19 protein-coding genes are annotated in these 21,990 nt (G+C 36.1%); 8 read left to right on the top strand and 11 right to left on the bottom strand.

Going from position 1 to position 21,990, the window contains the following annotated elements:
• Positions 1-63: 63 nt before the first annotated feature.
• Positions 64-423, top strand: a complete 360-nt coding sequence (locus tag LUA90_RS15325; RefSeq protein WP_231465033.1) for a VOC family protein — start codon at positions 64-66, stop codon at positions 421-423.
• 119 nt (positions 424-542) lie between these two features.
• Complete coding sequence (locus LUA90_RS15320) at positions 543-3,113, top strand: zinc-dependent metalloprotease (protein WP_231465035.1); 2,571 nt, start codon at positions 543-545, stop codon at positions 3,111-3,113.
• 57 nt (positions 3,114-3,170) lie between these two features.
• Here the strand turns inward: LUA90_RS15320 and LUA90_RS15315 are convergent, their stop codons facing one another.
• A complete protein-coding gene (locus LUA90_RS15315) occupies positions 3,171-3,527 on the bottom strand; it encodes a hypothetical protein (protein WP_231491508.1) in 357 nt (118 codons plus the stop codon).
• A gap of 263 nt (positions 3,528-3,790) precedes the next feature.
• Between LUA90_RS15315 and LUA90_RS15310 the strand changes: the two genes are divergently transcribed.
• Positions 3,791-4,204 carry an EVE domain-containing protein gene (locus LUA90_RS15310; RefSeq protein ID WP_231465038.1) on the top strand — a complete coding sequence of 138 codons (414 nt, stop codon included), beginning with the start codon at positions 3,791-3,793 and terminating at the stop codon, positions 4,202-4,204.
• A gap of 2 nt (positions 4,205-4,206) precedes the next feature.
• On the opposite strand, the gene LUA90_RS15305 is transcribed toward LUA90_RS15310, so the two are convergent.
• On the bottom strand, positions 4,207-5,394 hold the full coding sequence (locus LUA90_RS15305; protein ID WP_231465040.1) for a cation:proton antiporter: 1,188 nt from the start codon (positions 5,392-5,394) through the stop codon (positions 4,207-4,209).
• Positions 5,395-5,463: 69 nt separating this feature from the next.
• Entirely contained in the window at positions 5,464-5,985 is a 522-nt protein-coding gene (locus LUA90_RS15300) for an acyl-CoA thioesterase (protein WP_231465042.1), read from the bottom strand.
• A 513-nt stretch (positions 5,986-6,498) separates the two neighbouring features.
• Between LUA90_RS15300 and LUA90_RS15295 the strand changes: the two genes are divergently transcribed.
• Positions 6,499-7,986, top strand: coding sequence for an alpha-amylase (locus LUA90_RS15295; RefSeq protein WP_231465044.1), 1,488 nt, complete (start codon positions 6,499-6,501; stop codon positions 7,984-7,986).
• A gap of 87 nt (positions 7,987-8,073) precedes the next feature.
• On the opposite strand, the gene LUA90_RS15290 is transcribed toward LUA90_RS15295, so the two are convergent.
• From LUA90_RS15290 to LUA90_RS15265, 6 genes are all read right to left on the bottom strand, one after another.
• Positions 8,074-9,003, bottom strand: a complete 930-nt coding sequence (locus LUA90_RS15290; protein ID WP_231465046.1) for a hydroxypyruvate isomerase family protein — start codon at positions 9,001-9,003, stop codon at positions 8,074-8,076.
• Positions 8,990-9,988: an FAD:protein FMN transferase gene (locus LUA90_RS15285; RefSeq protein ID WP_231465048.1), complete on the bottom strand. Its 999-nt coding sequence runs from the start codon at positions 9,986-9,988 to the stop codon at positions 8,990-8,992. Before LUA90_RS15285 ends, LUA90_RS15290 begins: the two co-directional genes overlap by 14 nt.
• Before the next feature lie 33 nt (positions 9,989-10,021).
• Positions 10,022-11,341 carry a Gfo/Idh/MocA family protein gene (locus LUA90_RS15280; RefSeq protein WP_231465050.1) on the bottom strand — a complete coding sequence of 440 codons (1,320 nt, stop codon included), beginning with the start codon at positions 11,339-11,341 and terminating at the stop codon, positions 10,022-10,024.
• A gap of 20 nt (positions 11,342-11,361) precedes the next feature.
• Positions 11,362-12,321 carry an SUMF1/EgtB/PvdO family nonheme iron enzyme gene (locus tag LUA90_RS15275; RefSeq protein ID WP_231465052.1) on the bottom strand — a complete coding sequence of 320 codons (960 nt, stop codon included), beginning with the start codon at positions 12,319-12,321 and terminating at the stop codon, positions 11,362-11,364.
• A gap of 115 nt (positions 12,322-12,436) precedes the next feature.
• Entirely contained in the window at positions 12,437-13,714 is a 1,278-nt protein-coding gene (locus LUA90_RS15270) for a DUF5103 domain-containing protein (protein ID WP_231491507.1), read from the bottom strand.
• Between the two features lie 486 nt (positions 13,715-14,200).
• A complete protein-coding gene (locus tag LUA90_RS15265) occupies positions 14,201-16,108 on the bottom strand; it encodes an ABC-F family ATP-binding cassette domain-containing protein (protein WP_231491506.1) in 1,908 nt (635 codons plus the stop codon).
• Positions 16,109-16,581: 473 nt separating this feature from the next.
• Here LUA90_RS15265 and nudK point away from each other — a divergent pair, with 473 nt between their 5' ends.
• The 4 genes from nudK to LUA90_RS15245 all read left to right on the top strand — a co-directional run bounded on the left by nudK (position 16,582) and on the right by LUA90_RS15245 (position 19,732).
• Positions 16,582-17,166: a GDP-mannose pyrophosphatase NudK gene (gene nudK / locus LUA90_RS15260; protein ID WP_231465058.1), complete on the top strand. Its 585-nt coding sequence runs from the start codon at positions 16,582-16,584 to the stop codon at positions 17,164-17,166.
• A gap of 148 nt (positions 17,167-17,314) precedes the next feature.
• Positions 17,315-17,725, top strand: coding sequence for an Rrf2 family transcriptional regulator (locus tag LUA90_RS15255; protein ID WP_231465060.1), 411 nt, complete (start codon positions 17,315-17,317; stop codon positions 17,723-17,725).
• A 79-nt stretch (positions 17,726-17,804) separates the two neighbouring features.
• Positions 17,805-18,455 carry an NAD(P)-dependent oxidoreductase gene (locus tag LUA90_RS15250; RefSeq protein WP_231465062.1) on the top strand — a complete coding sequence of 217 codons (651 nt, stop codon included), beginning with the start codon at positions 17,805-17,807 and terminating at the stop codon, positions 18,453-18,455.
• A gap of 245 nt (positions 18,456-18,700) precedes the next feature.
• The gene (locus LUA90_RS15245; RefSeq protein WP_231465064.1) at positions 18,701-19,732 is read left to right on the top strand and encodes a quinone-dependent dihydroorotate dehydrogenase; all 1,032 of its coding nucleotides are present in this window, start codon (positions 18,701-18,703) and stop codon (positions 19,730-19,732) included.
• A 1-nt stretch (position 19,733) separates the two neighbouring features.
• Here LUA90_RS15245 and LUA90_RS15240 read toward each other — a convergent pair whose 3' ends face one another.
• Together LUA90_RS15240 and LUA90_RS15235 are read right to left on the bottom strand one after the other, a co-directional pair.
• Complete coding sequence (locus tag LUA90_RS15240) at positions 19,734-20,285, bottom strand: DUF4256 domain-containing protein (RefSeq protein WP_231465066.1); 552 nt, start codon at positions 20,283-20,285, stop codon at positions 19,734-19,736.
• Positions 20,286-20,489: 204 nt separating this feature from the next.
• The gene (locus tag LUA90_RS15235) at positions 20,490-21,770 is read right to left on the bottom strand and encodes a tetratricopeptide repeat protein (RefSeq protein ID WP_231465068.1); all 1,281 of its coding nucleotides are present in this window, start codon (positions 21,768-21,770) and stop codon (positions 20,490-20,492) included.
• Positions 21,771-21,990 lie beyond the last annotated feature (220 nt).

Here is a 21,990-nt window from a genome sequence, read left to right as displayed (position 1 = left end):
TTACAATTGTCAAACTTTCGACAACCAACTAACCAATCAATCACCTAACTAATCAATCAAAAAATGTTACAAGGATTAAGAACAATAGTTTATTCTGTAAGCGATTTAGAAGCTGCAAAAGAATGGTATAAAAAGGTTTTCGAAATTGAACCATATTTTGATGAGCCTTTTTACGTAGGCTATAATGTAGGTGGTTTTGAGTTGGGCTTGCATCCGGTTGATGCTGGTTTTAGTGATGGCAATCATTCTATAACTTATTGGGGTGTTACTGATATTAAAAAAGCTTTTGAACGTTATGCTGAATTAAATATCGACGTTCATGAGGCACCCAATAACGTTGGCGGGCCAATTTGGGTTGGTAGTATCTTCGATCCATTCGGAAATGTTATCGGAATAATAGAAAATCCCACGTTTTCTGCATAGATATCAATCAAGGTAAAAAAAAATAATAATTAATGCCTTTGTAACTTAAAAGTTATTACCGAAAATATTGTCTAGTATAGGTTCTAAGCTATATTTACGGTAAAATCAACTAATTTGTTATGAAGAAAAATTTACTCAGCATATTGTTTGCTGTTTCTGCCGTTACCTTTGCTTCGGCGCAGGTAAGGCAAGGCGCTGGTGCTGCAACAAGCGATTCTACCAGAAGAGCTCCTGGAGCTGCCTTAGGTTCGGGCGTAAAAGCCCAGCCAAAACCATACGATCAGGTAATTACTTCAAAAGCCTCTACCCGTAAAGGCATGATTACCACTCACAAAATCGAAGATAAATTCTTTTTTGAAATTGCTGATACTACTTTAGGGAGAGATATTTTAGTGGTTAGCAGAATTTCAAAATCGGGTGCAGAAGTGAGAGCGGTACAAGGTTACGCCGGCGACCAGATTGGAAGTGCGGTTATCCGTTTCGAAAAAGGGCCAAGCAACCGCATTTTTATGCGTAAAGTAAGCTATAGAACTTATGGCCCGGATAGTACAACTTCAATGTACCAGTCGTTAAAAAATTCAAATATCCAGGCAATTGCAGCATCCTTTAATATTGCTGCTTACACACCAGATAAAAAAGGAAGTGTAATTGATATTACCGATTATTTAAACAGCGATAATGATATTTTCTATTTCAGTTCTCCTTTATCAAAAACCAGATTTAGGTTAGGCGCTCAACAAGCCGACAGAAGTTATATTCTAAATTTAAGGAGTTTCCCAACTAACGTAGAAATCAGCACGGTTAAAACCTATAGCTTAACAGCAGCTGCAAATCCTTTTGGTGGTGGTGCTGCGCCTTCAATGGGTAGTACAGCTTCTGCAGGTTCATCAACTGTTGAGTTAAACACTTCGCTGGTTATTTTACCTAAAGTACCTATGAAGGCTCGTTATTTCGATCCTCGTGTTGGTTATTTTGCAGTAGGTTATACAGATTTTGATTTGAATCCACAGGGTGTAAAAGAAATAGAATTAATTAAAAGATGGAGATTAGAACCAAAACCACAAGATTTAGCTAAATATAAACGTGGCGAATTAGTCGAGCCAATTAAACCAATTATTTTCTATATCGACCCTGCAACACCAAAAAAATGGGTGCCATATTTAATTGCGGGTGTTAACGATTGGGCTAAAGCTTTTGAAAAAGCCGGTTTTAAAAATGCCGTAATGGGTAAAGAGGCACCAACCTTTAAACAAGATTCTACCTGGAGTATTGATGATGCCCGTAACTCTGCTATTGTTTACAAACCATCAGAAATCGCCAATGCAAGCGGACCAAGTATTTCTGATCCACGCAGTGGAGAAATTATGGAAAGCCACATTAACTGGTTTCATAATGTTCAAAAATTGGTACACGACTGGTATATGATTCAAACTGCTGCGGTTGATTCAAGAGCTCGCAAAATGACTTTTAGCGATGAATTAATGGGCGATTTAATTCGTTTTGTTTCTTCTCACGAGGTTGGTCATACATTAGGTTTACGTCACAATTATGGTTCAAGCTCAACCGTTCCAACAGAATTATTGAGAGATAAAAAATGGGTTGAAGCTAACGGTCACACACCATCGATAATGGATTATGCCCGCTTTAACTATGTAGCGCAACCAGAAGATAAAATTTCGCCAAAAGGATTATATCCTCGCATCGGCGATTATGATAAATGGGCAATTGAGTGGGGTTATAAATACTTCCCGGAAACTAAAAATGCTCAGCAAGAAGTTCCAATTCTAAATAAAATGGTTATCGAATCTGCTAAAAACCGCAGATTATGGTTTGGAACTGAAACAAATCCTGATGATCCGCATTCGCAAAATGAAGATTTATCAGACAATGCGATGAAAGCAAGTACTTATGGTATCAAAAATCTAAAAGTAATTTTAAATAGCCTTCCTGAATGGACTAAAGAGCCTGCTGATGGTTATGACAACCTTTCGAACATGTACGGTCAGTTAACAACTCAATTCGGTCGTTATATGGGTCATGTGGCTAAAAACATTGGTGGTGTTTACGAAAATCCAAAAACTGTAGAACAAGAAGGCGCTGTTTATGAGCGTACACCTGCCGCAACACAAAAAGAGGCAATGACATTTTTAGATACGCAATTGTTTAAAACACCAACATGGTTATTGAATAAGCCAATTTTAGATAACATCTCTGAAGATGGATTGGAAGTAGTTGGAAGATTGCAAAATACAACCATCAATAGGTTATTAGGCACAAGCACCTTAACTAAGCTTATTTCTGCTGAAGCTCTGGATGGCGCATCTGCCTATAAAATAACCGATTTATTTACCGATTTAAATGGTTCTATTTTTACAGAATTAAAATCTAACCAGGCAATTGATGTTTACAGAAGAAATCTGCAGAAAATGTATGTAGATAAATTAATTTCGATTATTAAACCAGCAACTCCAGCTACAACAGCAACTAATGCAATTTTAGTAGGTAGAGGCGGTAGCACTCAAGGCGGTTTATCTGCATCACAAAGTGATGTATCGTCTGTTGTAAAAGGCGAATTAAGAGCACTTGATGCTATGATTAAAACGGGTGCAAATACTGCTACAGGTTTAAGCAAATATCATTTACAAGATTTATCTGATAGAATTGAGAATGCTTTAGATAGCAAAAAATAATATTTTTAAATAGCAATAAAAGGGTTTCAATCTATTTTGAAGCCCTTTTTTATGTTATTAAATCTGATTTAATCCCAAAAATATTAAAGCCACAAGACCAAGTCCACCGGCTACATAGCCAACAGTTCCTATAGCAGAATGTTTCTTGCTCGATTTGATTGCATTCTTAGTGTTTTTGTGGGCAGCTTGCTTATAAGCCATAACATATACAGAATCATTAAGTAATGAAACGTTATTTACAGAACTTGATATAGGTTTAAAGATATCTGAACTAGCTTTGCTACGTTCTGCCTTAAATTTCTTCAGGTTTTCATCACTAATTTTAAATTTTTCAGCATCAGTAGCTGCTATTTTTTTAATTGAATCAGGCTGAACGGTTTGAGAAAACGTTTGTGCGCTTGCTGAAAGCATCAATAGAAGTAAAAATGTCTAAGACTTATTCATACATAAAATTACAATTTTAATCTCAATGCAATATCAGTTTTGTCTGATGAATTTTATGGAGATTACGTTAAATAGAAATAGGGATTTTAAATAATTGTTAGAAGCAACACAACGCTAGTAACACATCATTTTATGTTTTGTTTTTATCTGTTCAAAGGAAAGAAACTTTATTTAAAAGCAAGAATGTACGTTGGTTCGTTTTAGATTATTATTTTTGCACAAACAATTAAAACATGTCTAAAGCACAACATTGGTTAGTAAAATCAGAGCCATTTAAATACAGCTGGGAGAAATTTAATGAAGATGGAAGAACATTTTGGGATGGTGTAAGAAACTACCAGGCCCGAAATAATTTAAGAGATATGAAAGAAGGCGATTTGGTTCTTTTTTATCATAGCAACGAAGGCAAAAATGTTGTTGGTGTAGCAAAAGTTGTTAAAGAATCTTATCAAGACCCAACAACTGAAGATAAAAACTGGGTTGTAGTTGATTTAGTACCTATAGAGTCCTTAAAAAATCCGGTTTCTCTGGAGCAAATAAAAGCCGAAGAAAGCCTTAAAGATATTTCTTTGGTTCGTCAGGGCCGATTATCTGTAATGCCCTTAAAAGCCGAAGAATTTGATAAAATTCTGGAAATGGGCAGTTAGTTTTAAGCAGCAGTTTCTGCTGCTTTTCTTTTGCTAAGCATTAAGCCAAAAGTCATAAAAATACTGGTTCCTAAAACTACTAAAAATAGGAAGGAAGTACCAACTTCCGGCATTTTTAATGATGTTGGTAAGTTAAAATACAGCAATATGCTTATCAATCCGCGTGGTGCGATGTATAAGATTGGCGTGATATTTCCATCCTTAAATACCTTTAAAAAGAACAATCTGATTAAGTAAATGGCTAAAAGGATAAATAATCCATTAGTGATAATAGGTAAGTTGTTCAGTTCGTGTATGTTCATTGTAAATCCAAAAATTACGAAGAAGAATGTTCTTAAAATAAACGCACTTTCTGCAGAGAGTTGGTAGAGCTGAGATAAATCTGCGGTTAAATTTTTATACAAAAAAACACTTCTAAACCAGGCATTTTGAATTGCATCAGCATTATTTAAAAACAAACCTGTACTTAAAATCAGTACCAAAGAAGAAAGATGGTACGATTGTCCGATGGCATATACCAGTATAAGTATCGAAATAATTAGGAAAAATTTTATGTGGTGATAAAGTTTACCCATTATATACAATAGAACCACGCAGGCAATTGCCGAAAGCAATATGATAAGAAAGGTGCTTAAACCTAAGCCGATAAATGCCGAAGGCGTAATAGATTGATTGCTAATGGCAAAATTAAAGATGATGATGCCTAAAATATCCGAAAAAGAAGATTCATAGATTACAAATTCTCTATCATGTTTACCAAGGGCAGCGGCCGATGGTATGGCGATTGCAGAACTGATTACGCTAAATGGAATTGCATTTGCAATGCATGAATATAAATCTCGATGCGAAATTTGATAAATAATTAGTGTGATTATGGTTGTTGTGCCAAGCAAAATGGTTAGTGCAGAAAGAAATGCACTCTTGATAATTTTATTCTTCTCTCTATCATATTTAAGTTCTAAAGAACCTTCAAATACAATTAAAATTAGTCCAACAGTACCTAAAGTTGGCAAAACCGAGAGAAAATTGAAGGTGTGAATTTTAAGGTAATCAACTAAAAAACGGAGCCCGATTCCGAGTAAAAGCAAAAGTAAAACCGAAGGAATTTTGGTTTTACTAGCCACTAAATCAAACAGATAAGAAAAAATAACTAATCCGCTTAAAATAATAAGTATGGTGTATGTTGTCATATTTTTAGCGAATGATGGTTTGCTAAAATAAGACAATCAGCCTAACAAGAAAGAAAATTTATGTAAAATTTACGATTTGAAAAATAAAGCTTTCAATTCACTTGCATCATCAGGGTTCATTTTTCCACCTAAAACGAGGCGTAACTGCCTGCGTCTTAATGCGCCATCAAAAAGTGCAATTTCTTCTTCAGTTTCGGGTAAAAGCTCAGGTACAGGAATGGTGCGGGCACTTTGGTCAACCGCTACAAAAGTATAATATGCTTCGTTGCTTTTCTGGCGTGCACCACTCGGAATATTTTCTGCCCAAACATCTAAACGTACCTCAACCGAGGTGTTAAATGCCCTTGTAACTTTGGCTTCAATAGTAATTACGTCGCCCAGTTTTATTGGGTGCTTAAAAGAAACATTATCTACAGAAGCCGTTACAACAATGCGGTTACAGTGCTTTTGAGCAGAAATTGCTGCTGCAATATCCATCCAATGCAGCAAACGTCCGCCCATTAAATTGTTTAATGTATTGGTATCGTTTGGCAACACCAATTCATTCATTATTGTAAAACTCTCTTTCGCAAATTTCTTTTTCAAACTCATAATTGGGCGAAATTAATAAAAATGCGCTATAATGGCTTTAAACATTTGAAAAGTAATTTAATTCGCCATTTTTAAAATTAGTTTCGCTCTCGTACGGTCACACTTGGCTTTAATGGGCATACTGATATGTAGTATGATTTAAGTTGTTGTGCTTTAGGATTCTGGCCATTGTGGGAGTGACGGATAAGATAACTTCCTTCCAACTCCTTTCTTAAATTTAGGAGTGGCAGGGCGTGGTTTAAACCCATCAAAAGGACGAAAAACTTGAGTTAAATAAACCAGATTGAGCGGAATAGCCCGCAATCCCGATTTAAGCACAGAATTTACATTTTTAAGGTGTGCTTGCTTGTTGCACAGGTTTCTTCGGGAGCGGCTATTAGCGAAAGCGGGGCTGCAATTGCCGATGATTTGGTGGCTTACATTTCCAAAAAAAACAAATGAATTTTGTGATAATAATTTGAAAAACAATTGATGTGCTATCCTGTTATCTTAGCATAAAAAAAAAGCGAATTAATGCAAAATCAAACAATCATCCAATTTTTCCATTGGTATTATAACGAAGAACAAAATTTGTGGACCAAAGTTGCCAACGAGGCTACGCACTTAAAAGAAATTGGTGTTACTATGGTTTGGATGCCGCCGGCTTACAAATCGAATAATGCAGCCTACGATGTAGGTTATGCAGTTTATGATTTGTTTGATTTAGGGGAATTTGACCAAAAGGGTGGTGTAAATACCAAATACGGTAATAAAGAAGAATATTTAAAAGCTATTGATGCTTTACACGAAAATGAAATTAGCGTTGTAGCAGATATTGTTTTTAACCATAAGGCAGGTGGCGACGAGCTTGAAAAAGTGAAGGTTAGAACTGTAAACCCAGATAATAGAGAAGAATTTACAAGTGATGTTTTTGAAATTGAAGCCTGGACAAAATTTACTTTTCCAGGCCGACAAGGCAAATACTCTGAATTTATTTGGGACCATTTATGTTTTAGCGGTGTAGATTGGGCAGAAGACATAAAAGAAACGGCTATTTATTCCATTCAAAATCATTTAGGAGAAGGCTTTGAAAAAGTGCCATCTACTGAACTCGGTAACTATGATTATTTAATGTACAACGACATTGATTATAGGAACCAGGCGGTGATTGATGAATTAAAATATTGGGGCGAATGGTATGTGGAAACGACAAAAGTTGATGGTTTTAGACTTGATGCCGTAAAACACATCAATCCGGATTTTATTATCGAGTGGCTGGATCATTTAAATCAAAAGTTTAACCGCCAATTTTTTGTTGTTGCAGAGGATTGGAACGTTTCTGATATTGAAGGTCAATTGGAATATATTGACACCACAGGAGGCAGAACACAGATTTTTGATTCGCTTTTACACCAAAATTTTTATACGGCAAGTAAGGAAGAAAGTGAGTTTGATATGCGAACCATTTTAGATAATACTTTGGTTCAGATTAACCCGGCTTTAGCGGTTACTTTTGTTGATAATCATGATTCGCAACCTTTGCAAGCCTTAGAATCTTATGTAGAATTTTGGTTCAGACCGCTTGCTTATTCTATAATTTTACTTAGAGAGCAAGGCATTCCTTGTCTGTTTTTTCCGGATGTTTACGGTGGCATTTACGACGATAAAAACCCAGAAGGGGAAGACACACATATAGACTTAGCGATTATTCCGGAAGTTGAAATGATGAGTAAATTGCGTGCCAGCCATGCTTATGGCTTGCAAAGAGAATATTTAGATCATGGAAATTGCATCGGCTGGACAAGAGAAGGCGATGATGAACACGGAAATAGCGGCTTAGCTGTTTTAATGAGTAATGGCGAAGAAGGTTTTAAACAAATGGAAGTTGGGCAAAAGTTTGCTGGCAAAGCATTTGTAGATGCTTTAGGCAAAAGAGAAGGCGAAATTATGATTGATGAAAATGGATTTGCCGAATTCCATTGCAATGGTAAAAGTGTTTCTGTTTGGGTTTTAAAGGCATAAACCTTGCAAGAATAACCATTTAAGAAATGTAAATTATTCAAACTTACATTTCTTAAATGGTTAACCTTAAAACTGCTATATCTATTATCAAGCTAAAAAATTATCAACTTCGCGATAAGCTTTGATTACCTCTAGCTCGCCAGCTTTATCTGGTTTTGAATTTCCATGCTCCATGCCCATAACACCTTTGTAGCCTTTGCTGTGTAGGTGTTTGAAAATGTTTTTATAGTTGATTTCACCGGTAGTTGGTTCTTTTCTACCCGGATTATCTCCAATCTGGATGTAAGCAATTTCATCCCAACATCTATCTATCGTTTTAATTAAGTCGCCTTCAGTGCGTTGCATGTGGTAAATATCGTATAAAATTTTACACGATGGACTTTTTACCGCCTTACAAACCGCATAGGTTTCATTTGTTTTTTGAAGGAAAAGTTCAGGCGTATCACTTAAGGTTTCTAAAACCATTATTAAGCCATGAGGCTCAAAAATTTCTGCACCCGCACGCATGGCATCAATTACATTGGCAAACTGATTACCGTATGGCAAATTACGCTCGTAAAAACCTGGTACAACTGTTAGCCATTTCGCATTACATCGCTTTGCGGCCTCAACAGATTTTTTACAGGTTTCTATAAACTTATCTTTGAATTCTTTTTTGCCTGTTGTTAAAGATGTTTTCCAGTTATCGCCGCCATCTACAACAAAAACGCCCATTCTCATGCCAAGTTTGGATAAGAGATTACCAATTTTTTCCTGTTCATCTACGCTCCGGCCTAAAAAGCTATTGTCTTCAATCGATCGGAAACCTTTATCATACATATATTGAATCTGATCTAAAAAACTTTTGCCTGCATGATTTTGAAACATGCCCTGGTGCGGTGCATAGTCGAGATTGAAAGTTTTATCGGCCAAAGAATTGTGATTGGAGTTAGACGCAAACGCACTTGTAATTGTGCCTCCGGTAGTTAATGCACCCGCTGTGAGCAAAGTGCTTTTAATAAATTCACTTCTTTTCATCTGTTTGGTTTTTAGATTGATTTTCGATGTAAATTAATTTCCTGAAGCCTGTAGAAAGCGTGTCGGTAATTTTACCATCTGTATTTTTATAAACGAAGTATGCTTCTATATTTTTGTGTTTTTCTACGAAATTTAAAGCATCATTAATATGCATGGCCATTAAACTATTGTCGTAACCATCGGCTGTAATGGCATCATTTGCATAAACGGTAACACTTATCATTTCATTATTTAGTGGATAGCCGGTTTTTGGATTTATAAGGTGCGAGATTTTTTTAGAACCCGACTGGTGAAATTTTCTATGATTGCCAGATGTTGTAATCGCCCCGGAATTTATGGCTACAATGTGCCTGATTACGGGTATTCCGTTTGCATCCGGACCTTCAACGCCGATTTTGATGTTGTTACCATCTGGTTTTGGTCCCGAAACTCTAATCTCGCCGCCCAATTCTGCAATATATTTTGTTATGCCATTCGCTTCCAGATATTCTGCAATTAAATCTACGCTATATCCCTGAGCAATTCCGTTTAAATCTATTTTAACACAAGGTTTAGTTTTACTCAGCATTCCATTTTTTAGCCTGATGTTTTTCATGCCTACACAATGCAGAAGACCTTTAATTGCGGCCTCATCTGGTTCTTGTCTTTCCTCTGCCGGACCAAAACCCCATGCCTGTACCAATGGTGCAACGGTAATATCAAAAGCGCCCTTTGTATCGGTGTTTATTTCAATACTTTTTTGCAAAACATCTGCAATAAATTTATCCGTTTTTATTGGGCCATTGCCCGAATTAAATTTTGAAATAAGTGAATTGCTTTTATAAAGCGACATTGATAAATCTATAACATTCAATAAACTATCAATATCGCTTTTCTTTACTAAACTATCTGTTGCGTAATAAATTATGCTATAGTCTGTGCCTTGCGCTATTCCATTTAATTCATATTTATTTAGTTCTTTTTTTGTAAAAAAAAGATTGACCAAAATTAAATTAAGCAATAGCAGCAACAATCGCATTTACAGAACTTTTGTTTTTCCTGGCATTGCGTATGGATACAATCCATTTGCATCTGGCAATACTTTTGGCATTGCATCCCAGGCAAATTTATCTGGCATTAAACTATTATTTGCAGCTAATGCTTCATCCCATTTTATGGTTTCGCCAGAATAAGTTGCATAGCGACCAATAATAGAAGTAAACGTACTGGTTGCCGCATATTCAACATTATTGAATTTATATTCGCCTTTTGAAATTGCTTCAAAAAGTTCATCGTGCTCGGTTTGGTAGGGGTTTGCATTCCCTTTTGTATTGTGGTTATACAATTCTTTTCCGCTATAGTCTTTCATTATGGCCTGGTTACTTCCTGATAAGTAAATTTTACCTTTCGTACCCATAAAAGATTCATCAACACGGTTGCTAATACCTTCAAAATGGCGGCATTGACTGTGAATTACAGCACCATCGGCGTAGGTTAGTTCTATAGAATGGTTATCATAAATTTCTCCATAATCTTTACCGGTTCTCCATGCCCGGCTGCCCGTTCCCTGTACAGATACAGGATGTGCATTTTTTATCCAATTTGCAATATCAAGGTTATGAACGTGTTGTTCTACAATATGATCGCCGCATAACCAGTTAAAATAATACCAGTTTCTCATTTGATATTCCATTTCGGTTTGGCCCGCTTTCCGTGGGTTAACCCAAACGCCGCCACTGTTCCAATACACCTGGCCCGACATGATATCGCCAATTGCACCATCATTAATGCGTTTCATGGCTTCGCGATAATTGGTTTGATATCTTCTCTGTAATCCAACCACAACGTTTAATTTTTTCTTCTTCGCTTCTTCTGCGGCAGCCAAAACTTTTCTTATTCCAGGTGCATCAACCGCAACTGGTTTCTCCATAAAAATTTGCTTGTTTTGCTTAACTGCTTCCTCAAAATGAATGGGCCTAAATCCTGGAGGTGTTACTAATAGAACCACATCTGCCAGTGGAATTGCTTGTTTATACGCATCAAAGCCTACAAACTGGCGTTCTTTCGGAACATCCATTTTAGCCGCAAATTTGCTCGAAAGGGCTTCATAGCTTTTATCAATTCTATCTTGAAAAGCATCGGCCATGGCAACCAATTTAATGTTGTATTTTGTGCTTAAAGCTTGAAAGGCAGCTCCCGTACCACGATCACCACAACCAATTAATGCAATTTTTATGGTATCTGAACCCGATGCATAAGCACCAGCCAGCGGGAATGAACTCAGCATTGCACTTCCGGCAAGTAAAGCCGATGCCTTTAAAAATTCACGGCGTTCTTGTAAGGAAATAGATTTTTTCATGTGGTTTTATTTGGTTTAGGTTAATAATCTGCAATAGGTTTTTTGTTGTAATAGGCATCAATTTCTTCCTTTGATGGAGGCGTAACTGGTCTAACCAATCTTAATCCAACAAATGGTGCTTCTGGAAACCACCAATTGCTTTTTGGAATTTGTGGGTCTAATTGTTTCCACGAAGGGCTTGAAGCTAATCTAACTGAAGAGGTCAGCTTGTCGGCGCTTTCATCGTAAGAGCCGCCACGTACACTGTTTGGGTAAAGCTTTTCTGGTTTAGCAACCGGATTTTCTGAAACTTTATCTTTAGCAAGAGAATAAAAATTTTCCAGATATTGGTCATAAGTCCATTCGGCAACATTACCATGCATATCATGCAAACCCCATGCATTTGGTTTTTTTTTTCCTACCGGATGCGTTTTATTTTCGCTGTTATCTTTATACCAGCCGTATTCCATTAATTTAGATTCATCATCTCCAAAGGCATATTTGGTTTTACTTCCTGCTCTGCAAGCATACTCCCATTCGGCTTCGGTTGGTAAACGATAAAATACACCTGTACGAGCGTATAGCCATTTGCAAAATTGTATAGCGTTATATTGCGTCATTGCAATAGCAGGCTGATTTTCTTTACCCATACCAAAGGTCATATCTAAATACGGTTTGGTGGGTCGGGTTACTGCATCAACATTTGCAGGTATTTTCCCGTTGCTGGCTTTTAATTCGTAATCGCGATATAAAAATGGCTCGAAAATATTCCAGGTAACCTCATGTTTTCCCATCCAAAAAGCATCAAGTTTTACTGTGTGCACAGGTTTTTCATCGGCAGCACCTGCATTATTTCCCATATCAAAAGTTCCGGCAGGGATAGCCAACATATCAAATTGAAGCGATGTTCCTTCTATATTTTGAGTATATGATTTGGTTTGAGCTTGAATAAAACTTAGCGGTAAGCATAAAAAGGCAATGGCAATTATTTTTTTAGACATGATTGTTGGTTAGTGGGGATTTATGTTTCTTAAGTTGCGCTAAATCGTATTACTAATTTAGGAAGTATGTTTTAAAAGGAAGAAAAATCTTGTAACAAATAAGGTAGTTTTTGAATTATCTCTTATCGGTAATTCGGTTAGATAAGTTTGTAAATCCTATTAAGGTATCCCATCTGGCGCCCGGTTTTCTGTAATAAACAAAAATCTGGTAGGTGTTTTCGGTTTGAAAAAATGAACATTCGAATGATCTTGTTTCTACAGTATTTGTAGCTTTATCCAGCCAGGCATATTCGTAATCGTAAAGTCCTTGTTTTAGTAATATGTTAGTGTAAAACTGTTTTCGGCCTTCATCATAAAGTAATTTATTTTCTTTAGATAAAGTATAATTATTAAAACGCCCGATAACATAAGCATCTCCGGCGGTAGATGGGGCTTGCGCATTTAAAGTGAAAAGTACGCTCAAGTACTCAGCCTCCGTTTTATCATCCCTACCATCGGTATTTCTGATGTAGAAATTACCATTTTCATCCAGTTGATTTGCAAAGGCTTCTTTATTTCTTGGAGCATCCTGAAAAAGCATTACGCTAACCGATTCATTATCTCTAAAAATATCTTTAACATTGCCCGCTTTATAACGTAAGCTTCTGGTATCAAACTTCCTAAATTCGTTATCAGCCCAAAAATCATTTGTATTAATATCATTAAAAACAAGCTGATTTGGCCTCACAAAAGATGGGCTTTTATTAATCTGTAAAGTATTATAATTAAAATTTTGCATCACAATTGTTTTTATATCCTGATAAGGATTTGCGATTGAAATGTTGTGATTTAACGTAAAATTTATCTTTTGTTTCAAGTTTCTATCGGCTACCTGCAAAGGATTGGTAATTTCTGCAGCGATGGCGATTACATTTTCTAGTACATAAAACCTTTGAGAGATTACAGGTTTCTTTTTATCATTATCCTCAAAAACCCTTAAAATATAGTTTCCGCTAATTTTAGGTTTGACCTGATTGTTCGGAAAACTTAATTCATAGTGCGTGTATTTTCGGGTGGTGTTTGATGAGTATTTGTAATTAAATATTCGGTCTTCATTAAAGCCATCGAGATAATCGAGTGTAGAAATTTTGGATGTTTGCCAATCTGATGTGCAATGTTCTATACTGTACCAATAGTTTTTGGTGCCACCTAATAAATCATCAAAGCTAAAAGAAATGGTTTCAGTAGAATTTAAAAGAATGATGGGTATAGACTGTTCTTTACTGCTATTATAACATAAAACTGTTTTAATGTTTGGCAGGTAAATTTTATTATCGTTGGTAAATGTGCTTTCTGTTTGGGCAAAAGATAGGGTAGAAACGAAAAGTAAAAGTGCTGCGATTAGTTTTTGCATAACTAAAAGTACATAGTATAAATCAATTTTAAAAGATTTGATATGGAGTCGGGAAAGACAAAAAAAGATTGCCACTGAAACACGGATTTACACGGAAGTATTAGGTTATAGCTCCGAGCCTTCTGTATTTCCGTGGCAAAAAGAAAAAGGATAAAAATATTGCCACGGAAGCATGGATTTACATGGAAGTTTTTGGGCTATAGCTCCGAGCCTTCTGTATTTCCTTGGCAAAAAGAAAAAAGACAAAAAAATATTGCCACTGAAACACGGATTTACACGGAAGTTTTTGGGCTATAGGTCTGTGCCTTCGAGCTTTCCGTGGCAGAAGACAAAAACTTATTATCCAATAAATCTGTTAATCTGTGGCTCAAACGAAGCTAGTAACCTGTTTCCATGGCAACAAAAAAGCCGCAGAAAAATTCTCCGGCTTCTATTTATAAGATTGCCATAACCGATGAAAAATCGGCTTCGCAATGACGTAATTTGTTAACCTTCCAGTTCCATAATTTCTCCGGCTAAGGTTTCCCATTTAGCCTGGCTATTATCTAAATCTTGTTTGGAAGCAAGGTATCTTTTATTGGTTTCGGCTAATTTATCGGCCTTGCCATAAACATTTTCATCAGCAAGTTCAGCTTCAATATTTTTCACAGCTGTTTCTTGTTCTGCGATTAAAGCTTCCACTTTTTTCAATTCGTCATTTAATTTTTTTAATTGATTTGCTGCGTTTGGAGTTATCGTTTTCGGAGCTTCCTTAACTTTTTCTGGCATTTTTACCGGAATTGGTTTTGAAGCCGGAATTATCCTTTTACTATTCCATTCTTCGTATTCTGCATAAGTTCCTGGATATTGTTTGATTTGCTCATTTTCGATAAACCAGATCTTATTAGCAACATTATCAAGGAAATACCTATCGTGTGAAACCGCGATAAAAGTACCTTCAAATTGCTGTAAAGCCTGAATCAAAATATTTACCGATTGAATGTCAAGGTGATTGGTTGGCTCATCCAGAATTAAGAAATTAGAATCTGTGGTTAAAGATTTAGCCAAAGCCACACGCGATTTTTCTCCACCGGATAAAACCTTAATTTTCTTAAAAACATCATCGCCGGTAAATAAGAAACAGCCTAAAATGCTACGCAATTCCGTATCCGAATGTTTAGGCGCAAAGGCCTGTAATTCTTCCAAAATTGCATTTTCAAGATGTAAAGATTCCAACTGGTGCTGAGCAAAAAAAGTTGTGGTAACATTATGACCAGTTTCGCAGAAACCATCAAATTTCTCCGTTCCGGCAATCATCCTCAATAACGTAGATTTACCTTTACCGTTTGCACCAATCAAGGCAATTTTATCGCCTTTTTCAATCACAGCTTCAGCATCTTCCAAAATATGAACATTTGGGTAATGCTTCGTTGCATGCTCAATACGCACAACATGTCGGCCGGAAGGTTTAGTAAATTTAAAGCTGAAATTTACCGTTGGGTTATCATCATCCACATCATCAATACGCTCCATTTTATCCAAAGCTTTCATACGCGATTGCGCCATTTTTGCTTTCGAAGCTTTTGCCTTAAAACGCTCAATTAAACGTTCTTCCTGCTTAATTTTGGCCTGCTGATTTTTAAATTCTCCCTTTTGAATTTCGCCACGCAAAGCTTTTTCCTCTACATAAAAGCTATAATTACCAGCGTAAACTGTTAATTTTCCTTTACGCGATTCTACCGTACGGTTTACAATTTTATCTAAGAAATATCTATCGTGAGATACAATTACAATTGCACCTTCAAAGCTTGCCAAATAGTTTTCCAGCCATTTGATGGAAGGTAAATCCATGTGGTTGGTCGGCTCATCCAGCAACAAAATATCAGGCGTTTGTAGTAAAATTTTCGCAAGCATTACACGCATACGCCAGCCTCCCGAAAAGGTATTTAGCGGACGATGTTGGTCTGCAGTGCTAAAACCCAAACCGGCCAAAATTTCGTTTGCTCTGTATTCGATATTGTAACCATCCAAAGCTTCAAATTCCTGCTGTTTATCGCTCAATTTATTTAAAACCTCTTCGCTATAATCGCTCTCAATTTTCTTCAGCAACTCTTCAATTTCATCATGTAGTTGGTTTTGGCGCTCAAAAGCTTCCATAGCTACATGCAAAATTGAATGATGCGATTCATAAGAAAGTAAATCCTGGTTTAAATACCCTATTTTCAGGTCTTTAGACATAGAAACCGTTCCGGAAGTTGGGGCATATTCGCCAACAATAATCTTTAAAAGTGTCGATTTTCCGGTTCCGTTAGCACCAATTAAACCAGCTCTATCACCAGGTTTAATGTGCCAATTTGCTTCTTCGTATAAGGCTCTGGAGCCAATTAGGAATGTTAAATTATTTATTGAAATCATTTCGGCTGCAAAAGTACGAATTTTAAAAGCTAATTTCTTTTGGAAAGCGAAATAGACAAATGTTTAACTCTTTTGATTTCTTGTAAAGCAGTGGCAGATCATTTTTTTAAAGTATCTTCCTGCTATTCGCTGCAATCTTTTTGTTCATGTCAGTCTGATCTTGTCGAAGATCTGCATCAAAAAGGATTTTCGCTGCTATCAGGTTTATAAATCAAATTAGTTCCTTGTATTAACGGTTGCTTGCTGCATCTATCTAAATCCGGTCTGTTGAAACAAGACGGCGAGGAAACATTCAATCCGCATAATCTACCATCATTTCCACCGAAGGGGAGAAATCTTTGTATTAGACTAATCTTAAAATTTATCTAAAAAAAATATAAATGAGCATTAGTTAATTTCACATTGCATTTCATTGCCGTTGACTTCAGTCAACGGTTAAAAAATTAATACATTTGGTTTTAAAGCCCAAACGCATGAGCAACGAAAATATTAAAATTTTAAGCACAGAAATTCTATCAGATAATTGGTACACCTTAAATAAAATTACCTTCGAATACCATAAAAAAGATGGTACCGTGCAAACGCAAAACCGAGAAGCTTACGACAGGGGCAATGGAGCAACCATTTTGCTTTACAATAAGGAAAATGGAACTGTAATTCTAACCCGCCAATTCCGCTTGCCAACATATATAAATGGCAACAACGATGGAATGTTAATCGAAACATGTGCAGGATTAGTGGATAAAGATAATCCTGAAACAGCCATAAAACGCGAAACAGAAGAAGAAACCGGCTATAAAATAAAGGATGTGAAAAAGGTGTTTGAAGCCTATATGTCGCCGGGTTCGGTTACAGAAATTTTATACTTTTTTGTAGCAGAATATTCAAAAGATATGAAAGTAAGTGAAGGTGGCGGTCATCACGAAGAACAAGAAAATATTGAGGTTTTAGAATTACCCTTCAGTAAAGCTTTGGATATGATAAAAACCGGAGCAATTAAAGACGGAAAAACCATTATGCTTTTGCAATACGCACAAATCAACGGCTTGGTAGAATAGGTTTTAAACCATAAATAAAAAAAAGGTGCGTCATTAAATTAATGATGTACCATTTTAGCTTAATAACGAAAAAATAAAATTCGGTTTACATTTCTTTGAAATATTAAATAAATCTTTACATTTGTACTGTAATAAAAATAATTACAGAATGATAAGCAGCCGTTTTCCAATTTCCTTACACATACTTACTTTGCTCGATGATGCAAATGGGGCAGTGGTAAGTTCTGATTATTTGGCTGGAAGCATTAATATTAATCCGGTTTTGGTACGTAAAGAAATTATGAACTTGCGTAAACATGGCTTTGTTGACAGTAAAGAGGGGAAAGGTGGGGGCTCTTTTTTAGCGAAAAGTGCAAGCGATATTAATCTCGGCGATGTTTATAAATCTCTCAGAAATCAGAATATTTTGGGACAAAGTAAAAACGAACCAAACCCAAAATGTCCAATTGGTAAACAAATTAATCAACACTTAAATACACTTTACAGCGATGCAGAAAATGCTTTGGTAGATAATTTATCTAAACAAAGCCTGGCAGATTTCGCATCAAAATTCAAATAAAAAATTTTAAATAAAACTGTAATAAAATTTATTACAATAATTAAATCAAATTTAAATTCAATAAATAAAAATTAAGAACATGAAAGTAGCATTAATAGGCGCATCTGGCTTTGTAGGTAAAGCCCTTTTAAATGAGTTGGTTTCTCGTGGAAACGAAGTAATTGCAATTGCCCGCAATACAGAAAAAATCGAAAGCAATGATGATAAAGTAACCAAACTTGCAGTTGATATTTTGGATACAGAAAAATTGGTTGAAGCTTTAAACGGAGCCGACGCCATTGTTAGCGCTTTTAACCCCGGCTGGACTAATCCAAATCTTTATAACGAAACCCTTGCTGGAGCCCAGGCCATTCACAAAGCAGTTAAAGCATCGGGTGTAAAACGTTACATTTTTATTGGAGGTGCAGGTACTTTGCAAATTGATGGAAAACAACTAGTTGATGGACCGCAATTCCCCGCAGAAATTTATCCTGGAGCATCAGCAGTGAGAGATTATTTTAATATTTTAAAACAAGAGAAAGAATTAGATTGGTTATTTTTTAGTCCGGCAATCGAAATGCACCCAGGCATCACCATCGGTCGCACCGGTAAATATCGTTTAGGAAAAACATCACCGGTATTTAATGAAGAAGGGCGTTCAATTTTATCTGTTGAAGATTTATCAATCGTTTTGGCTGATGAATTAGAAAACAATGCACATCATCAGGAGCAATTTACAGCAGCTTACTAATAAAGATGTAAGGCAGATGATGTAGGAGGGAAGATGGATGGTGGGGATGTGTGATGGCAGAGCTATAATGGAAGATGTATTACAGATGGTATGGTAGGTAAGAATAAATATAAATTTTGGTTTATATATCATTAATAGAATAGGTGCAGTTATTAACACTTCCATCTTTCATGCTCCATTTTCCATCATTCATCCTCTAAACAACTCCATTTTCCATTTTTCTATATTTTATTTATCTTCGTGGCATGTATCGCCTTATTAAACCAATATTCTTCAAGTTTGACCCAGAAAACGTACATTATTTCGTTGTTAAGCGGTTAAAATGGTTTAATGATAAATTTCCGTTAGGAAAAACCATTATTCGCAGCAGTTTCGATTTCAGTATAAAAGGACTGGAGAAAGAGGTTTTCGGTATAAAATTTAGAAATCCTGTGGGTTTGGCTGCTGGTTTTGATAAAAATGGCGAATATGTAGAGCCACTTAGCAATTTAGGTTTTGGCTTTATAGAAGTTGGTACAGTTACTCCAATGCCTCAACCCGGAAATGATAAGCCAAGAATGTTTCGTTTACCTAATGATGAGGCTTTAATCAACAGAATGGGTTTCAATAATAAGGGTGTAGATGTTATGGCAGAACGCTTGCGTATGCTTAAAGATAAACATCCTGATATTGTTGTAGGTGGAAACATTGGTAAAAACAAAGCAACTTCTAACGAGAATGCGGTAAGCGATTACATAAAATGTTTTGACAGGTTATTTGACGTGGTAGATTATTTCGTAGTCAATGTTAGCTCGCCCAATACGCCAGGCTTGCGTGAATTGCAAGAAAAGGAACCACTTAAAAATATTTTAAATACTTTACAGCAGCGCAATCTAAAAAACAATATTTCTCGTCCGATTTTATTAAAAATTGCGCCTGATTTAACCGATGCTCAGTTGGATGATATTATCGAAATTGTGGCAGAAACGAAGATTGCCGGTATCATTGCAACTAATACCACCATTAGCCGGGAAAATTTAGCTACCGAAAAAACGTTATCAGGAGAAATGGGCGGTTTAAGCGGCAAACCTGTTAAAGAACGTTCTACAGAAGTTATTAAATATCTTTCTGAAAAATCGAATAAAGCATTTCCTATCATCGGTGTTGGTGGAATACACTCGGCAAAAGATGCACAGGAAAAATTAGATGCCGGAGCAAGTCTGGTTCAATTATATACTGGTTTTATTTACGAAGGGCCGGGTTTAATAAAATCGATTTGCCAGTCTTTAGTAAAGTAATTTAAAACTTTAGCATTCCTCGAAAAGCTCTTGCAGCATAATAAGATGATGCACCATTGTGATAAATAAAAACCGTATCATATCTGTAGTCTGCAAAAATTGCACCTCCTAATTTTCTGATATTATCTGGGGTTTTTATCCAGCTTGAGGTTTTCATATCAAATTTTCCAAGCTTTTGTAGTGCTCTGTATTGCGATTCATCAAGTATTTCAATACCCATTTCATTCGCCATATCTATAGCGGTGTTTTCTGGCTTAAATTCCTTTCTGCTATCTAGTGCCTCACGATCGTAACAAATACTTCTTCTACCTTTAGGTGTTTCAGTAGCGCAATCGCAAAATAAATACTCGTTTGTTTCTTTATCATATCCAATTACATCAGGCTCGCCACCGGTACGTTCCATTTCGTTTAGCGACCAAAGTTTTTCTGGATTACTTTTCAGCTTAGCTTCAACTTTGCTCCAATCCACATCTTTATGTCGGTTTGTATTTCTATCGAAACGTAACTTTAACAATGCTATGAGTGTGTCAGAATCTTGAACTGATAATTGCATTTTACCCATTTTTATTGGTGAAGATAGTTAAATCCACGATGATGTTAAAAGTATAGAATTAAAATAATTTTCGGCATTCTTGTCGCAGCTTCCTCTTAGGTTAATTACCACACAAAAAATGGTTTTAGATTATGCAAAGCGAATAAACCTTTTTATTTTAATATTTACTTTGATGAACAGAATATAATTCAATTGGAGCGTTAATTACCAGTCACAACCTTTAATCAATCCTTTTGATAAGCCAACTTTTTTAAGTTCACCATCTTTTTTAATTTCTACAAATCTTTCTACACGCTCGCTACGCTCAACCACGTAATCCTGATCTTGATAATAGTTGGTTATTACCCGTGTATTGCCTTGCATTGCCGTATTCTGACCGTTATAAACCCTATTGGTTTTAAGCTGGTTAAAATTATGTATCATCTGGATGAAGTATTTTCCGGGTTTTAATCCATCAAATGCAAAGTCTCCATTACGGTCTGTAAATGCCTCAATGGCGTATTTATTTGCTTCTTTTGACATGTACACCGATAATTTTTTACCCTCTTTCTTCTCTCTTAGTTCATACCATTCTTCCAGATAGGGCGTAACAGGAAATAAAACGACTCTAGTTCCTGCGGCTGTAAATATTCTGCCATCAATTTTTGAGCAGGCTCTACCTTCAATTTTAGATAAGCCACGGCTTAATGCTGATTGGGCCAGCGCTGCATCAAAGGTTCCCTTTGGATAGATAGAACGTTTTGAGCTTCCTGCTGTGGCCGCAAGTTTGCCGCCCAAATCGCTATATTTTTTCCGGTCGAGGTCTGCCAATTTGGTGCTGCCAATAGCATCATAACAATAAGCACGACCGATATAAGACAAAAGATACTTTGGGTCAAGCTCTAAAGCTTTTGTGTAATTTGTGATGGCTTGTGTAAAGTTTTCCTTAATGCTGTACACATATCCAATATTATTATATCCGGTGGCATCTTGAGGGAATAACTTAACAGACGTTTGAAAATCGGCAAGTGCTAAGTCAGGCTTTTCCCAATCGCAATACATGTTACCCCGATATATGTATAAATCTTGGTATTCTTTACCACCCAATTCTATAGCTTTTGTATAATTTGTAACGGCCAATTCATAATTCTTCTGAATTTCATAAATAATACCTTGGTTTTTATACACGGCAGGTTCTTTCGGGTTCAATTGAATAACTTTTGCGTAATCTGCAAATGCCTCCGTATACTGCTCTTTTTTCTTGTAACAAACACCACGGTTTAAATAAGCATTGGCAAATTTAGGACTAAGCACTATGGCTTTTGTGTAATTGTCAATGGCAAGATCGTATTGCTGTTCCGCATAATATTTAGTGCCCAGAGTGTAGAATGCATCTGCTGTATTAGGATTTTGCTCTTTATTACCATTTTGGGCAAAAAGCATGTTCATATTTGCAATTAATATAAACACTACAAAAACAGAATGTTTGATTACTTTCTTAGGCATAATGAAGGTTGTTTTAGTTAATAATTTGCCAGGTTCTTTGCTTACGGCTTCTGCCGGATAAAACTCACATGGAATAAAAAAAATGTAAAATAGATTTCAATAGCCTTGGTTAGATTTGAATTTCTATTGATAATTTTTTTAAAATTCAGCTTGTTGCTCGCGGTGGGATGAATTATTTTGCAAACAGCTAAAGTTACAAAACACGACTATATTAACTAAA

Source organism: Pedobacter sp. Leaf170, assembly GCF_920984665.1.
Classification (GTDB): Bacteria; Bacteroidota; Bacteroidia; order Sphingobacteriales; family Sphingobacteriaceae; genus Pedobacter.
The sequence above is the reverse complement of the archived record's forward strand: the minus strand, read 5'-3'. Positions and strand labels throughout refer to the sequence as shown.

Excerpts from the sequence above, each read along its gene's own strand:
- LUA90_RS15325 (WP_231465033.1), top strand. The coding sequence starts at position 64 with ATGTTACAAGGATTAAGAACAATAGTTTATTCTGTAAGCGATTTAGAA.
- LUA90_RS15320 (WP_231465035.1), top strand. The coding sequence starts at position 543 with ATGAAGAAAAATTTACTCAGCATATTGTTTGCTGTTTCTGCCGTTACC.
- LUA90_RS15310 (WP_231465038.1), top strand. The coding sequence starts at position 3,791 with ATGTCTAAAGCACAACATTGGTTAGTAAAATCAGAGCCATTTAAATAC.
- LUA90_RS15305 (WP_231465040.1), bottom strand. The coding sequence starts at position 5,394 with ATGACAACATACACCATACTTATTATTTTAAGCGGATTAGTTATTTTT.
- LUA90_RS15300 (WP_231465042.1), bottom strand. The coding sequence starts at position 5,985 with ATGAGTTTGAAAAAGAAATTTGCGAAAGAGAGTTTTACAATAATGAAT.
- LUA90_RS15295 (WP_231465044.1), top strand. The coding sequence starts at position 6,499 with ATGCAAAATCAAACAATCATCCAATTTTTCCATTGGTATTATAACGAA.
- LUA90_RS15290 (WP_231465046.1), bottom strand. The coding sequence starts at position 9,003 with ATGAAAAGAAGTGAATTTATTAAAAGCACTTTGCTCACAGCGGGTGCA.
- LUA90_RS15280 (WP_231465050.1), bottom strand. The coding sequence starts at position 11,341 with ATGAAAAAATCTATTTCCTTACAAGAACGCCGTGAATTTTTAAAGGCA.
- LUA90_RS15275 (WP_231465052.1), bottom strand. The coding sequence starts at position 12,321 with ATGTCTAAAAAAATAATTGCCATTGCCTTTTTATGCTTACCGCTAAGT.
- LUA90_RS15270 (WP_231491507.1), bottom strand. The coding sequence starts at position 13,714 with ATGCAAAAACTAATCGCAGCACTTTTACTTTTCGTTTCTACCCTATCT.
- LUA90_RS15265 (WP_231491506.1), bottom strand. The coding sequence starts at position 16,108 with ATGATTTCAATAAATAATTTAACATTCCTAATTGGCTCCAGAGCCTTA.
- nudK (WP_231465058.1), top strand. The coding sequence starts at position 16,582 with ATGAGCAACGAAAATATTAAAATTTTAAGCACAGAAATTCTATCAGAT.
- LUA90_RS15255 (WP_231465060.1), top strand. The coding sequence starts at position 17,315 with ATGATAAGCAGCCGTTTTCCAATTTCCTTACACATACTTACTTTGCTC.
- LUA90_RS15250 (WP_231465062.1), top strand. The coding sequence starts at position 17,805 with ATGAAAGTAGCATTAATAGGCGCATCTGGCTTTGTAGGTAAAGCCCTT.
- LUA90_RS15245 (WP_231465064.1), top strand. The coding sequence starts at position 18,701 with ATGTATCGCCTTATTAAACCAATATTCTTCAAGTTTGACCCAGAAAAC.
- LUA90_RS15240 (WP_231465066.1), bottom strand. The coding sequence starts at position 20,285 with ATGCAATTATCAGTTCAAGATTCTGACACACTCATAGCATTGTTAAAG.
- LUA90_RS15235 (WP_231465068.1), bottom strand. The coding sequence starts at position 21,770 with ATGCCTAAGAAAGTAATCAAACATTCTGTTTTTGTAGTGTTTATATTA.